Raw genomic sequence first — 14,435 nt, 5'->3', positions numbered from 1 at the left:
CGGTTGCGTATTTTTAAGCACTAAAAAAGCGCGCTGTTATTCCGCTTGTTTCACCTGGATCACGATGAACGGCGAAACCACCACCGCCCAGATCTCTGGATCGCGACTTTGCAGGTCGAGCGCCTGCTCGGTGCTCACCGGCCCAACAGTGCCATCAGTACGCCACTTGGCGAAGATCTCGCTGCGATTCTCGGCCATTGCCGCGGCAACCTCGATCAGGTCAAGAGTGGGGTCGACCCAAATCAGGTCACCCTTGGCCCAGAAACGCTCCAAAGCCTTCCACTCGATTGTCGCAGTCTCGCCGAGCAATTTGGCATAGAGGGTGCTTGTTTGATCAGTCATGGGTTTGTACCCGCAAATTCGGCCAATGAAAAAAGGCCGGCATTTTTGCAGAAAAACCCGGTTTCAAATATGTAATTTGGTCGATTGGCTCCGAAGTTGTGGGGTGGAGCCCAGGATGCAGGCAAAGTGATGGCGCTTTTTTGTATCTTTGTGTCGACCATGCGACAAGCCGCGGAACAGGCGCTTTTTGCCCGCTTTTCAAGCGCGCGAACAGCGCTCTACACTGTACCGGTACAGTTCCGGGACATGTTCCGGGGGAAGGTGGGCATGCAGTGTGGCGTGGCCATGCCGCAAATCCCGCCCGGTCTGTAGCCCTGGCCGCCAGGACTATAAGAATTACAACAGAATGAGTGGAGCACTATGATCAAGATTTCCAAGCTGTTCGCCGCAATGGTACTGGCCGGGGTAGCCAGCCATTCGTTTGCCGCCGATACCATCAAGATCGGGATCGCGGGCCCTAAAACCGGCCCTGTGACCCAATACGGCGACATGCAGTTCATCGGCGCCAAGCAGGCCATCAAGGACATCAACGCCAAGGGCGGCGTCGATGGCAAGATGCTCGAAGCCAAGGAATACGACGACGCCTGCGACCCTAAACAGGCCGTGGCAGTCGCCAACAAAGTGGTCAACGACGGCGTCAAGTTCGTCATCGGCCACCTGTGCTCCAGCTCCACCCAGCCAGCGTCCGACATCTACGAAGACGAAGGCGTGATCATGATCACCCCGGCCGCCACCTCGCCGGAAATCACCGCCCGTGGCTACAAGCTGATCTTCCGCACCATCGGCCTGGACAGCGCCCAGGGCCCGGCCGCCGGCAACTACATCGCCGATCACGTCAAGCCGAAGGTCGTTGCCGTCCTGCACGACAAGCAACAGTACGGTGAAGGCATCGCCACCGCGGTCAAGCAGACCCTCGAGAAGAAAGGCACCAAGGTTGCCGTCTTCGAAGGCCTGAACGCCGGTGACAAGGACTTCTCCTCGATCATCCAGAAGCTCAAGCAGAACAACGTCGACTTCGTCTACTACGGCGGCTACCACCCAGAGCTGGGCCTGATCCTGCGCCAGGCACAGGAAAAAGGCCTGAAAGCCAAGTTCATGGGCCCAGAGGGCGTGGGTAACGACTCGATCTCGCAGATCGCCCAGGGCGCTTCCGAAGGCCTGCTGGTCACCCTGCCGAAGTCGTTCGACGCCGACCCTGAAAACAAGGCCATCGTCGATGCCATCAAGGCTGACGGCAAGGACCCAAGCGGCCCGTTCGTGTTCCCGGCCTACTCGGCTGTCGAACTGATCGCCAAAGGTATCGAAGCGGCCAAGTCCGAAGACACCACCAAGGTGGCAGAAGCCATCCACGCCGGCACCTTCAAGACCCCGACCGGCGAGCTGTCGTACGACGCCAAGGGCGACCTGAAAGACTTCAAGTTCGTGGTCTACGAATGGCACTTCGGCAAACCGAAGACCGAAGTCTCCCCTCAGTAACTGCGTGACTAATAGCTGACCGTAGAAGCCCACTGTGCGAGCAGTGGGCTTTGTTTTACGAGGTTCATGGGCCTGATCCCCGCGATCCGGGGGCCTACCCACCTGAAAATCTTAAAACCGTCACCCGCGGTTTCCTGGCCATACCCCGGCCAGCGAAATGCAAATCAGGTTTTTAGGAGCGCTGTAATGCCTGAGATCTACCATTTCATCCAACAACTGGTTAATGGATTGACCATCGGCAGCACCTATGCCTTGATCGCCATCGGCTACACGATGGTGTACGGCATCATCGGCATGATCAACTTCGCCCATGGCGAGGTGTACATGATCGGTTCCTACGTGGCCTTCATTGCCCTGGCGGGCCTGGCCATGATGGGTATCCATTCGCTGCCGATCCTGATGACCGTCGCCTTCGTCGCGACGATCTGCGTCACCAGTGCCTATGGCTACAGCATCGAACGGGTTGCCTACCGCCCCCTGCGCAACAGCAACCGCCTGATCCCGCTGATTTCTGCCATCGGCATGTCGATCTTCCTGCAGAATACGGTCTTGCTGTCGCAAGACTCGAAGGACAAGTCCATTCCCAACCTGATCCCAGGGAGCTTCTCCTTCGGGCCGGGTGGTGCGGAAGAAGTCCTGGTTTCCTACATGCAGATCCTGGTGTTCGTGGTCACCCTGGTGGCCATGACCTGCCTGACCCTGTTCATCTCCCGTTCCCGTCTGGGCCGCGCCTGCCGCGCCTGCGCCGAGGACATCAAGATGGCCAACCTGCTGGGCATCAACACCAACAACATCATCGCCCTGACCTTCGTCATCGGCGCCGCCCTGGCGGCCGTGGCGGCCGTGCTGCTGAGCATGCAGTACGGGGTGATCAACCCTAACGCCGGTTTCCTGGTGGGCCTGAAGGCCTTCACCGCGGCGGTACTGGGCGGCATCGGCAGCATCCCGGGCGCCATGCTCGGCGGGCTGGTGCTGGGCGTGGCCGAAGCCTTCGGCGCCGACATCTTCGGCGACCAGTACAAGGACGTGGTGGCATTCGGCTTGTTGGTTCTTGTCCTGCTGTTCCGGCCGACCGGCATCCTCGGCCGCCCGGAGGTTGAAAAAGTATGAACAGAAATCTCAAACAGGCGTTCTTCAGCGCCTTGCTGGTCTGGGCCGTGGCCTTCCCGGTGCTGGGCCTGAAACTGAGCATCGACGGCATCAGCCTGGCGGTGCACAGCCAAGGGTCGTTCACCATCAGTATCATCGCCGTGTGCTCGGTGCTGATGTTCCTGCGTGTGCTGTTCGACAAGCAGTGGAGCTCGGTGATGGGCCGTGGCTCGGATCGCAAGCTGATTCCGCCAGCCGTCAGCAACTACCTGACCCTGCCGAAAACCCAGCGCTATGTGATCATCGGCCTGATCGTCGCGGCGCTGGTGTGGCCGTTCTTCGGGTCACGCGGGGCGGTCGACATTGCCACGCTGATCCTGATCTACGTGCTGCTGGGCCTGGGCCTGAACATCGTGGTCGGCCTGGCCGGCCTGCTCGACCTCGGCTACGTCGGCTTCTATGCCGTCGGTGCCTACAGCTACGCGATGCTCTCGCACTACCTGGGCTGGAGTTTCTGGGTCTGCCTGCCGATCGCCGGCCTGATGTCGGCTACCTTCGGTTTCCTGCTCGGCTTCCCGGTGCTGCGCCTGCGCGGTGACTACCTGGCGATCGTGACCCTCGGCTTCGGCGAGATCATCCGCCTGTTCCTGCGTAACCTCACCGACTGGACCGGCGGCCCCAACGGCATCAGCAACATCCCCAAGCCGGAGTTCTTCGGCCTGACCTTCGAGCGCAAGGCCGCCGAGGGGATGCAGACCTTCCACGAGTTCTTCGGGCTGGAATACAACTCGATCAACAAGGTCATCTTCCTCTACCTGGTCGCCCTGCTGCTGGCCTTGCTGGCGCTGTTCGTGATCAACCGCCTGCTGCGCATGCCTATCGGCCGTGCCTGGGAAGCGCTGCGCGAGGACGAGATCGCCTGCCGTGCGCTGGGCCTGAACCCTACCGTGATCAAGCTCTCGGCGTTCACCCTGGGTGCCTGCTTCGCCGGTTTCGCCGGCAGCTTCTTCGCTGCGCGCCAGGGCCTGGTGACACCAGAGTCGTTCACCTTCATCGAGTCGGCGATCATCCTCGCCATCGTCGTGCTCGGCGGCATGGGCTCACAACTGGGCGTGATTCTCGCGGCCATCGTGATGATCCTGCTGCCGGAGCTGATGCGTGAGTTCAGCGAATACCGGATGCTGATGTTCGGTGCGCTGATGGTGTTGATGATGATCTGGCGTCCGCAAGGCCTGCTGCCTATGCAACGTCCCCACATGGAGCTGCGTCGATGAGCCGCGAAATTCTGCAAGTCAGCGGCCTGAGCATGCGCTTCGGCGGCTTGTTGGCGGTCAACGGCGTGGCCCTGACCGTCAAGGAAAAACAGGTGGTGGCGCTGATCGGCCCGAACGGCGCTGGCAAGACCACGGTGTTCAACTGCCTGACCGGCTTCTACAAGCCAAGTGGCGGCACCATCCTGCTCGACGGCCAGCCGATCCAGGGCCTGGCCGGGCATCAGATCGCCCGCAAGGGCGTGGTGCGGACCTTCCAGAACGTGCGCCTGTTCAAGGAAATGACCGCGCTGGAGAACCTGCTGATCGCCCAGCACCGCCACCTGAACACCAACTTCTTCGCCGGCCTGTTCAAGACCCCGAACTTCCGCCGCAGCGAGAAAGAGGCCATGGAGCGCGCGCAGTACTGGCTGGAGAAGGTCAACCTGACCGAGTTCGCCAACCGTACTGCCGGCACCCTCGCCTACGGCCAGCAACGCCGCCTGGAAATCGCCCGCTGCATGATGACCCAGCCTCGCATCATCATGCTCGACGAACCGGCCGCCGGCCTGAACCCGAAGGAAACCGAAGACCTCAAGGCGCTGATCGCCTACCTGCGTGAGTCGCACAACGTCACCGTGCTGCTGATCGAGCACGACATGAAGCTGGTGATGAGCATCTCTGACCACATCGTCGTGATCAACCAGGGCACGCCCCTGGCCCACGGCACGCCTGAGGAGATCCGCGACAACCCTGATGTGATCAAAGCCTACCTGGGGGAAGCGTAAATGCTGAAGTTCGAGAACGTTTCCACCTTCTACGGCAAGATCCAGGCGCTGCACAGCGTCAACGTGGAGATCAACCAGGGCGAGATCGTCACCCTGATCGGTGCCAACGGCGCCGGCAAGTCGACCTTGCTGATGACCCTGTGCGGTTCGCCGCAGGCGCACAGCGGCAGCATCAAGTACCTCGGTGAAGAACTGGTCGGCCAGCCGTCCTCGCACATCATGCGCAAGAGCATCGCGGTGGTGCCGGAAGGCCGCCGCGTGTTCGCCCGCCTGACCGTCGAGGAAAACCTGGCCATGGGCGGTTTCTTCACCGACAAGGGCGATTACCAGGAGCAGCTGGACAAGGTCCTGCAACTGTTCCCGCGCCTGAAGGAGCGTTACATCCAGCGCGGCGGCACCATGTCCGGTGGCGAGCAGCAGATGCTGGCCATCGGCCGGGCGCTGATGAGCAAGCCCAAGCTGCTGCTGCTCGACGAGCCTTCGCTGGGCTTGGCGCCGATCATCATCCAGCAGATCTTCGACATCATCGAACAGCTGCGCCGCGATGGCGTGACGGTGTTCCTGGTGGAGCAGAACGCCAACCAGGCGCTGAAGATCGCCGACCGCGCGTATGTGCTGGAGAACGGCCGGGTTGTGATGCAGGGCACGGGGGAGGCACTGCTGACCGACCCGAAGGTGCGCGACGCGTATCTGGGTGGTTGAATGAAAAAGGGCCTTCGGGCCCTTTTTTCTGCCTGTCAGAAATGAGTGACCTGTGCCGGCCTCTTCGCGGGTAAACCCGCTCCCACAGGTCCTGCACGGTGTTCAGAACCTGTGCGATCCCTGTGGGAGCGGGTTTACCCGCGAAGAGGCCGGCACATTCAATCGAGGGCTTGTGATCGCCCCCCAGCCTGAGTAACGTGGCCAGCTCTTTGGCAAAGATTCCCCGGAGCCCGCCCCATGCGCCTCACCCCTACCCTGCTGCTCAGTGCCCTGCTGCCCCTGTTCGCCGGCTGCCAGCTGCTGGCCGAACAGCCCCGTGACCCGAACATCGGTACCACGCGCATGCAGGGCGAACTGAGCGCTGGTGGCGGCCGGCTATTGTTCAAGCCCTGCGGTGAAAGCCGCCACTTCGTGATCAACGATATCGCCGGCACCGGCATCCTTCAGGAGTCCGTCAGCCTGGCCAAGGACGCCAACGCCAAATTGTTCGCCGACGTGCGCGGGCGCCTGACCGGCAGCAAGCAGGCCGACAACGATGGCCAGCTGGAGGTCAGCCGCCTGTACCGCCTGGAGCCTTCCACCCGCGCTTGCGACGACCCCAACTTCAAGCAACTGACCCTGCGCGCCAACGGCCATGAACCGTACTGGGACATCAAGGCCAGCGGCAAAGGCATGGTGCTCAACCGCGTCGGCAAAGACCCGCTGCCCCTGCCGTTCCTTGAAGAGGAAGTACCCGGCGGCGGCCTGACCCTGACCAGCGAAGCCAACGGCCAGCACGTTGAACTGTGGGTCGCCCCGCAACGCTGCGTCGATGGCGCGACCGGAGCCGTGCGCCACCTGCGCGCCGAGCTGCGCATCGACGGCCAGACCCTGCACGGTTGCGGTTACTACGGCGGTGCGCGCGACAACTGATCGCCGGGCGCTTTTATCCTGCCAGTCGGGGCGGCTAACAGCTTATACTTGGCGGTTTGTGTAAAGCCGCCGGCCGCCCATGGCCGGGATACTGGACCCTGCCATGCTACGAATCACCGAACTGAAGCTGCCCCTGGACCATCCCGACGAAGCCCTGCGTGAAGCCATCGTCCAGCGCCTGGGCATCCGCGACGAGCAACTGCTCAGCTTCAACCTGTTCAAGCGCAGTTACGATGCGCGCAAGAAGAACAGCGAGCTGCTGTTCATCTACACCATCGACCTGGAAGCCAGCAACGAAGCCGAGCTGCTCAGCAAGTTCGCCGACGATCACAACATCGGCGTGGCGCCTGACGTTACTTACAAGTTCGTCGGCCAGGCCCCCGCCGGCCTGCAGGAACGCCCGATCGTGGTCGGCTTTGGCCCGTGCGGCATCTTCGCCGGCCTGCTGCTGGCGCAGATGGGCTTCAAGCCGATCATCCTTGAACGCGGCAAGGAAGTACGCCAGCGCACCAAGGACACCTGGGGCCTGTGGCGCAAAAGCGTGCTCAACCCCGAGTCCAACGTGCAGTTCGGCGAAGGCGGCGCCGGGACCTTCTCGGACGGCAAACTCTACAGCCAGATCAAAGACCCGAACCACCACGGCCGCAAGGTCCTGGAAGAGTTCGTCAAGGCGGGTGCGCCGGACGAGATCCTGTACATCAACAAACCGCACATCGGTACTTTCCGCCTGACCGGCATGGTCGAGCAGATGCGCCAAGACATGATCGCCCTGGGCGCCGAAGTGCGCTTCCAGGAAAAGGTTACCGACCTGCTGATCGAAGACGGCCAGCTGACCGGCGTGGTGCTGGAGAGCGGTGAGCAGCTGCATTCGCGTCATGTGGTCCTGGCCCTGGGCCACAGCGCCCGCGACACCTTCCGCATGCTGCACGCCAAGGGCGTGTACATGGAGGCCAAGCCGTTCTCGGTGGGCTTCCGTATCGAGCACCCACAAACGCTGATCGACAAGGCGCGCCTGGGCAAGTACGCCGGCCACCCGAAACTCGGTGCGGCCGACTACAAGCTGGTTTACCACGCCAAGAACGGCCGTTCGGTGTACAGCTTCTGCATGTGCCCGGGCGGTACCGTGGTCGCCGCCACCAGCGAACCGGGCCGCGTCGTCACCAACGGCATGAGCCAGTACTCGCGTAACGAGCGCAACGCCAACTCCGGCATCGTCGTCGGTATCGACCCCGAGCGCGACTACCCGGGCGGCCCGCTGGCCGGCATCGAGCTGCAGGAGCGCCTGGAAGCCCATGCCTACGTCATGGGGGGCAGCAACTACCAGGCTCCGGCGCAGCTGGTGGGTGACTTCGTCGCGGGCAAGCCGTCCACGGCCTTGGGTAGCGTCGAGCCGTCGTACAAGCCCGGGGTGACCCTGGGCGACCTGGCGCCGAGCCTGCCGGACTTCGCCATCGAGGCAATCCGCGAGGCGCTACCGGCATTCGACCGCCAGATCAAAGGCTACAACCTGCATGATGCTGTGTTGACCGGGATCGAGACACGCACCTCTTCGCCGCTGCGCATTACCCGTGGCGCGGACTACCAGAGCCTGAACATGAAGGGGTTGTTCCCGGCAGGTGAAGGTGCGGGGTATGCCGGCGGCATTCTTTCGGCAGGTGTGGATGGCATCCGCATTGCCGAGGCCGTCGCTCGCGATATGCTCGGCCTCTGAGCTGCATTGCCTGGGCCGGCCTCTTCGCGGGCAAGTCGGGGCGCCGAACCGCTGCTCCCACAGGGATCGCACAGCCCTTGAAAACTGTGCAGCACCTGTGGGAGCGGCGGTTCGGCGCCCCGATTTAGCCGCGAAGAGGCCAGCCCAGAAAAACAAAAAACCCCGAACAGGCCTGGCCCGTTCGGGGTTTTCAATTACAGCTGCGATCAGTGCGAAACGCGGCTGGTACCGTCAACAGTCATGATGCGCACGCGGTCACCAACGCGGAAGATTTCATTCTCCTGCACGGCCTGGACATAGGCGCGCATGCTGCCATCGTCTTCACGCACAGTGATTTCCACACCCTGGGTACGGGTGATGCCTTCTTCCGCAGCCGAACCTGCCAGGCCACCGGCCACGGCACCAATCACTGCCGCTACGATGCTGCCACGGCCACCGCCAACGGCGCTGCCAGCCACACCACCAACGATGGCGCCAGCACCGCCGCCGATCGGCGTCTTGGTGCCTTCGATCTTGACCGGACGCAGGGATTCGATGGTCCCCATGCGCACGGTCTGCACGCGACGGGCCTCATCACGGGAGTAGCTGTCACCGGTCAGGCTCGAGGCACAGCCACCGAGCAGCAGCGACATGGTGGTGAACGTCGCCACCAGCAAAGCGGATTTACGCATGGGTACAATCTCCAGAAAACAGGTGTCCATTAGACGCTGCGCACTGACGGCTGTCACGGCGCCAACGCAAAAAATTTATTTCCATTCAGCCCCTGTACAGCCATGACGGACAGTAATGCGGGCGTTACAGCTCAGACCAAGCATAGCCACGGATTACTCCATCGTCGTGTGCAGAAGTTGTGGCAACAGAAAAGCAAGGGGCCGCAAAAGCGGCCCCAGGTAGTCACGGTGCAAGGCGCTCTCGCGCCCACTGCCCGTTGACAAGGCGGTAGTTCAAGCGGTCATGCAGGCGGCTGGCCCGCCCCTGCCAGAACTCGACCCGCTCCGGCAGCAGGCGGTAACCGCCCCAATGCTCCGGGCAATGCGGCTGGGTATCGGAGAAGCGCGCTTCGGTGGCCTTGACCAACCCTTCGAGCTCCTCACGATTGGCAATCACCCGGCTCTGCGGCGACGCCCAGGCCCCCAGGCGGCTACCCAGCGGGCGCACCTGGTAGTAGTCATCCGACTCTTTGGCCGTGACCTTTTCCACCCGCCCCTCGATTCGCACCTGGCGCTCCAGCGCTGGCCAGAAGAAGGTCATGGCAGCGAACGGGTTGGCCAGCAGTTGCTGGCCCTTGGCGCTGTCATAGTTGGTGAAGAAGGTGAAACCACGGTCGTCGAGCCCCTTCAGCAGCAGTACGCGACAATGCGGGCGGCCCTCGCCATCAACCGTGGCGAGGGTCAAGGCGTTGGCCTCTACCGGTGGTTGCTCGGTCTTCACTGCATCGGCAAACCACTGGTGGAACAGGGCGAACGGCTCACCCGGGGCCTGGGCTTCGGCCAGGCCATCACGGGTGTAGTCGCGGCGCATATCGGCCAGGGATTGGGTCATGGCTGCGTATCCTTGACGATCAGTTGGTCTTCGCAGGGCTGTTGGCGGCTACTTTCTTGTCGGTGGTAGCGGCTTTCTTGGCGGCAGGCTTGGCTGGCGCGGCTTTTTTCTTGGCGGTGGTCTTCGCCGCAGGTTTGGCAGCGGCTTTCTTCGCAGCTGGCTTGGCAGCCGGTTTCTTGGCTTCTACGGGCTTGGCCGCCGGCGCCTTGGCGTCCTGCACAGCGACCATCGACGCCGGGGTGGCCACTGGAGCCGCCTGTTGGTACTTGGCCAGCAGAGCAAGCATGGTGTTCTGCGGCGTCAGCAGCATTTCCACACGACGGTTAAGGGCACGGCCTTCGGGGCTGTCGTTGGCGGCGCGCGGCATTTCCGAGCCCATGCCCTTGAGCGACAGACGGTCACGTTGCAGGCCGCTCAGACGGAAGATCGCCGATACCGAGGCGGCGCGCTCCAGGCTCAACTTCTGGTTGGCAGCAGCCACACCGCTGGTGTCGGCATGGCCGAGCACCAGCACGGCAGTCTTCGAGTCACCTTCGACAGCCTTGGCCACGCGGGTGATCGGGCCCAGGGTCATCGGCAGCAGCATGTTCGGGCGATCCGGGTTGTACGAACTGTCGACCGGGATGGTCACCACCAGCACGTTGTCACGGCGCTCCAGCTCCAGCTTGCTGTCCTTGACCGCTTCACGCAGCTTCGGCTCGTATTGGTCCAACCAGGCCTGGGTGGCTTTTTCGTCGATCTTCGGTACTACCGGCCCTTTGGCCTGCTGGTCATCACCGCCAAACGGCCACCACCAGTGGCTGGCGCTCTCGGACTTGGCATCGGCCTTGGCGACCTTTTCGGTTACCGCCGCTTTCACTTCCTTGTCGGCAACCTTGTCCGAACCGAACGGCCACCAGCTGCTGCCGCCATCCTTGGAGGCATCCTGGGAATGGCTGGCGCAACCGGTCATGGCGGCCAGGCACAGGGCGAGAGCTAAGGTTTTATGTGAAGACATCAGCGATACACCATGAAATTGATAGATATTTTGCCAACGCACTTCAGGCGTTGGCATTGAGGATAGTCAAAGGGGTTGCGTAATACCCGCTTTACCCGATCAAAGGCAAGTGCCAAGCACGCGTACCAGCTGCTGGGCTCTTGGATCCATGAGCACGTAAGGGCCGAGGGTATTGACCACGAAACCGAAGGCCACGTCGTGCTCCGGGTCGGCGAAACCGACCGAACCGCCTGCACCTGGATGGCCAAAGGCACGGGCGCCGAGGCCGAAGGTGGCATTGGCCACATCGGGCTGGTCGAGCATGCAACCCAGGCCGAAACGGGTCTGGGTCAACAAAGTACGGTCCTGGCCAAGGCTGTGTTCGCGGGTCAGCTCATCAAGCAGTTCGGATTCAAGCAGGCTGCCGTCGAGCAGGCCGGCATAGAAGCCGGCCAGGCTGCGCGCATTGCCATGGCCATTGGCCGCCGGCTGCTGCATGCGCCGCCATTCAGGCTTGTTGGTGCTGGTCAGGATGGCCGGCGGATTGGTAAACGCGCGGGTCGACAGCGCCTCGGGCTCACGCATGGTCACCTGCAACAGGCGCTGGGCCGCGGCATCACCTGCGTTGCCCTTGCCACGGGCAATATGCGCCACGCGGTGGAACTCTTCATCGGCCAGGCCGACATGGAAGTCCAGGCCCAGCGGCCAGGCAGTACGGGCGACGATTGACTCACCCGGGCCACGGCCATCGACGCGGCGGATCAGTTCACCGATCAGCCAGCCGTAGGTGATGGCGGCATAACCGTGCTCGGTGCCTGGTGTCCACCAGGGCGTTTCGGCCGCCAGGGCGTCGACCATGGCCTGCCAGTCATACAGGGCTTCAGCCGGCAGCAGCTCGCGGATGGCCGGCAGGCCGGCGCGGTGGCTGAGCAACTGACGCAGGGTAATGTTCTGCTTGCCGGCCTGGGCGAACTCCGGCCAGTAGCGCGCCACCGGGGCATCCAGGGCAAGCTTGCCCTCACCCACCAGCTGCAACGCCGTCACGGCAGTGAAAGTCTTGGTGCAGGAGAACAGGTTGGCGATGGTATCGCTGTGCCAGGCCTGCTGGCCGTCCTTGTCGGCGCTGCCCGCCCACAGGTCGACTACCGTCTCGCCGCCGACCTGGATGCACAGCGCCGCGCCACGCTCCTGGGGATCCTCGAACAATGCCGCGAACGCTTCGCGTACTGCTTCGAACTTCAGCTCATAGTGACCCTGGATCTGCACCCGCTGTTCTCCGTACGACCATGCTGACAAAGGCGTGCATTGTTTCAGTAGTTGGCGGTTTTGCCTACTGGGCAGGGCTGGATGGTCTGCGACGAAACAAAGGTGTCATCGGTACCAGGGGCGCAGAGCGCCCCAATAGACGTTCAGGGGGCCTTTTTCTCCAGTTCGCCGCGCAACTGACCAACGGCCTGCAGGTTGCTCTTGCGCACGGCCTCGACAAACCCCGGGTACGCCACATCGGTGATCGCCACCAGGCCCAGGTGGCCGTTCTCGCCATCGAGCAAGCGCCCGCTGGCCGGTTGGTCGAGGTACTGGAACCAATGCGCGCCAACGATCATCGGCTGTGCCAGGGCGGCCTTGAGGAAGTTGCCGTAGGCCGGCCCGCGGTCCTCTTCCCTTGCCACTTCCACCGGCCCTGGCCAGAACGGCCCACGGTCGCGGGAGCCAAACTGGAACTCGGACACCAGCACTGGCTTGTCGAGTTCGGCCAGGCGGGCAAAGTCATAGCCATCTTCGGGTTTGAGGGTATAGAAATTGAAACTCAACACATCGCAGAACTCGGCGCAGGCCTTGACCGCTTCCGGCGTGCTCACGGCATAGCGACCGCCCAGCAACAGGTGGTTGGGCGCATGCCAATTCAGTGCATCGGCAATGGTCTTGAAGTAGGTCTCGGCGAATACCTGCTGGAAATACTGGTAATCACGCTCGATCTCCGGGTGCTCGGGATTCGGCAGCGGCGCCTCGAAGCCTGGGTCCTCCATCAGCTCCCAGGCTTGCAGGTCGATGCCCCAGGCCTTGGACAGCCCCTCCTGGTTGCGGTACTTGTCGCGCAGCTGCTTGAGGAAGGCGCGCTTGGCCGGCACGTCGGTAGTCAGCCGCAAGGTGCCGTAAGCCAGACCATAGCGCGCCTTGGGGTCATTGCCGGGCGCAGCCCAGGCCAGTTCATTGTCGGCGAAATAACCGATCAGCCAGGGGTCGTCACGGTGATCGCGCGTGGCAATGGCCACGGCGCGTTCAGTGGCCATGGCAAACCGTGGGTCGAACGGGTCTGGCATACGGCCCCACCAGTCCATGCCGGTGCTGATGCTGGCATAGTCACCGACAATCGACAGCGGCAAGGTATAGGGCATGCGTTTGGCCTGGCCGAGGGCCGGGTCGCTCCAGTTGCCCAGGGTATTGAAGCCCCAGGCCTGCAGCCGGTCCAGGGTGTGCCCCTGCCAACGCTCGGCATCCAGCGCCAGCGACGGGCACTCGGGGGCGGCCTGCCCTTCCACGGCAGGCGGGCAAGGCTTGCCGTAAGTGCGCTGCATGTTCGCGGCATAGAAGTCGAACCAACGGCCCTGCTTGAAACTGCGCCCATGCGACGAGGCGTTGCCATCGTCGTTGTTGCCTTCACCATAGAAGGCCGACAGCACATCACCGTCACCAGGCAACGCCTTGAACATGCTCTCGCGACCGGCAACGTAGGTACGCCCACCATCGGCGGCCACGGCATTGACGCCCAGCGAGTAGAACGGGTGCCCCTCCGGCGTAACGAGGTACCAGCGACCATCGCGCTTCTGCGTGCGGAAAAAGCCCTTGGCTTCGAACGCCGGCCCAGCCAGCAAGCCGCCGTAGCTGTCCAGTGGCTGTTTCTGAAGTTCAGCCAGCCAGCTTTTGAGTTGCTGCTGTTCACGACTGTCGGCGGCTTTGAGCTGGTCGTCACTGGCGATCTTCTCGGGCCAATGCCCTCGGGTCGACTGGCCGTAGGCATCGATCAACTCGTGGTAGGCCGCCTGGTAGGCCAGGTCGTCGTCCTGGATGCCGACCTTCTCGATCAACAGGTTTTGCGCCACCTTCGGGTTGGGTATGGTCAGGCTGACAGACACCACCTGCTTGAGGTCGACCTCACCGGCACTGCTGGCAAACAGCAACCGCTGCCCTTCGTATGCCCATGGCATTGGCGGCCCGGCACGCATGCCCTGGCTCAGCGGCGAACTGGCCTTGAGCGGCACCATGACGGTTTGCGCAGGCCCGGCGGGCAGGTCGATACGGCTGGTCAGCGTGCGCCCATCGCTGCCGAGCACGCTGACGTCGACAGTCAAAGCCCAGTCCTGGGCGCTTTGCATACGCAAGGTAAGGAACTGCCCAGCCGACCAGTCCCACACGCCGCTCTGCGGGCCCAGGCGCAAGGTCGGCCGTTCGACCGGATTGAACACCACCCGCCTGAGCACCTCGCCTTCGGCCGTCTGCTCCGCGTTGTACTGCGGCATGCCGGTGCCTTCGGTCGCCACATTGACCACCGAGGCCGGGCGGACGAAGCTGAACAGCGTTTGCTGCCCGGCCAGCAAAGGCGTGCTGAACAACAGGGTAAGTACCACGGGCAAGGTGCGGCGGATCAT

13 protein-coding genes are annotated in these 14,435 nt (G+C 62.8%); 7 read left to right on the top strand and 6 right to left on the bottom strand.

From position 1 onward, the window contains the following. Positions 1–36: 36 nt before the first annotated feature. Positions 37–342, bottom strand: coding sequence for a DUF2288 domain-containing protein (locus tag BUQ73_RS04335; protein WP_079226817.1), 306 nt, complete (start codon positions 340–342; stop codon positions 37–39). A gap of 360 nt (positions 343–702) precedes the next feature. Here BUQ73_RS04335 and BUQ73_RS04325 point away from each other — a divergent pair, with 360 nt between their 5' ends. From BUQ73_RS04325 to BUQ73_RS04295, 7 genes are all read left to right on the top strand, one after another. Next, on the top strand, positions 703–1,818 hold the full coding sequence (locus BUQ73_RS04325; protein ID WP_079226815.1) for a branched-chain amino acid ABC transporter substrate-binding protein: 1,116 nt from the start codon (positions 703–705) through the stop codon (positions 1,816–1,818). Between the two features lie 186 nt (positions 1,819–2,004). Further along, positions 2,005–2,928 carry a high-affinity branched-chain amino acid ABC transporter permease LivH gene (gene livH / locus BUQ73_RS04320; RefSeq protein ID WP_027918932.1) on the top strand — a complete coding sequence of 308 codons (924 nt, stop codon included), beginning with the start codon at positions 2,005–2,007 and terminating at the stop codon, positions 2,926–2,928. Continuing rightward, the gene (locus BUQ73_RS04315) at positions 2,925–4,181 is read left to right on the top strand and encodes a high-affinity branched-chain amino acid ABC transporter permease LivM (RefSeq protein WP_079226814.1); all 1,257 of its coding nucleotides are present in this window, start codon (positions 2,925–2,927) and stop codon (positions 4,179–4,181) included. The genes livH and BUQ73_RS04315 overlap by 4 nt, the downstream gene beginning before the upstream one ends. Further along, positions 4,178–4,945, top strand: a complete 768-nt coding sequence (livG, locus tag BUQ73_RS04310) for a high-affinity branched-chain amino acid ABC transporter ATP-binding protein LivG (protein WP_008097486.1) — start codon at positions 4,178–4,180, stop codon at positions 4,943–4,945. The genes BUQ73_RS04315 and livG overlap by 4 nt, the downstream gene beginning before the upstream one ends. Further along, positions 4,946–5,647: an ABC transporter ATP-binding protein gene (locus tag BUQ73_RS04305; protein WP_003254879.1), complete on the top strand. Its 702-nt coding sequence runs from the start codon at positions 4,946–4,948 to the stop codon at positions 5,645–5,647. Positions 5,648–5,884: 237 nt separating this feature from the next. Then, positions 5,885–6,559: a COG3650 family protein gene (locus tag BUQ73_RS04300; RefSeq protein ID WP_079226813.1), complete on the top strand. Its 675-nt coding sequence runs from the start codon at positions 5,885–5,887 to the stop codon at positions 6,557–6,559. A 103-nt stretch (positions 6,560–6,662) separates the two neighbouring features. Beyond that, on the top strand, positions 6,663–8,270 hold the full coding sequence (locus BUQ73_RS04295) for an NAD(P)/FAD-dependent oxidoreductase (RefSeq protein WP_079226812.1): 1,608 nt from the start codon (positions 6,663–6,665) through the stop codon (positions 8,268–8,270). A gap of 206 nt (positions 8,271–8,476) precedes the next feature. Here the strand turns inward: BUQ73_RS04295 and BUQ73_RS04290 are convergent, their stop codons facing one another. The 5 genes from BUQ73_RS04290 to BUQ73_RS04270 form a co-directional block, all read right to left on the bottom strand. Then, entirely contained in the window at positions 8,477–8,941 is a 465-nt protein-coding gene (locus BUQ73_RS04290) for a glycine zipper 2TM domain-containing protein (RefSeq protein ID WP_027594232.1), read from the bottom strand. A 223-nt stretch (positions 8,942–9,164) separates the two neighbouring features. Further along, positions 9,165–9,812, bottom strand: a complete 648-nt coding sequence (gene pdxH / locus BUQ73_RS04285; protein ID WP_079226811.1) for a pyridoxamine 5'-phosphate oxidase — start codon at positions 9,810–9,812, stop codon at positions 9,165–9,167. A gap of 19 nt (positions 9,813–9,831) precedes the next feature. Next, entirely contained in the window at positions 9,832–10,809 is a 978-nt protein-coding gene (locus tag BUQ73_RS04280) for an OmpA family protein (RefSeq protein ID WP_079226810.1), read from the bottom strand. Positions 10,810–10,908: 99 nt separating this feature from the next. Continuing rightward, a complete protein-coding gene (locus tag BUQ73_RS04275) occupies positions 10,909–12,054 on the bottom strand; it encodes a serine hydrolase domain-containing protein (RefSeq protein WP_079226809.1) in 1,146 nt (381 codons plus the stop codon). 143 nt (positions 12,055–12,197) lie between these two features. Then, on the bottom strand, positions 12,198–14,435 hold the full coding sequence (locus BUQ73_RS04270) for a beta-galactosidase (RefSeq protein WP_079226808.1): 2,238 nt from the start codon (positions 14,433–14,435) through the stop codon (positions 12,198–12,200).

Origin of the sequence: Pseudomonas putida (genome assembly GCF_002025705.1) — a bacterium.
GTDB classification, from domain to species: Bacteria; Pseudomonadota; Gammaproteobacteria; order Pseudomonadales; family Pseudomonadaceae; genus Aquipseudomonas; species Aquipseudomonas putida_J.
The sequence above is the reverse complement of the archived record's forward strand: the minus strand, read 5'-3'. Positions and strand labels throughout refer to the sequence as shown.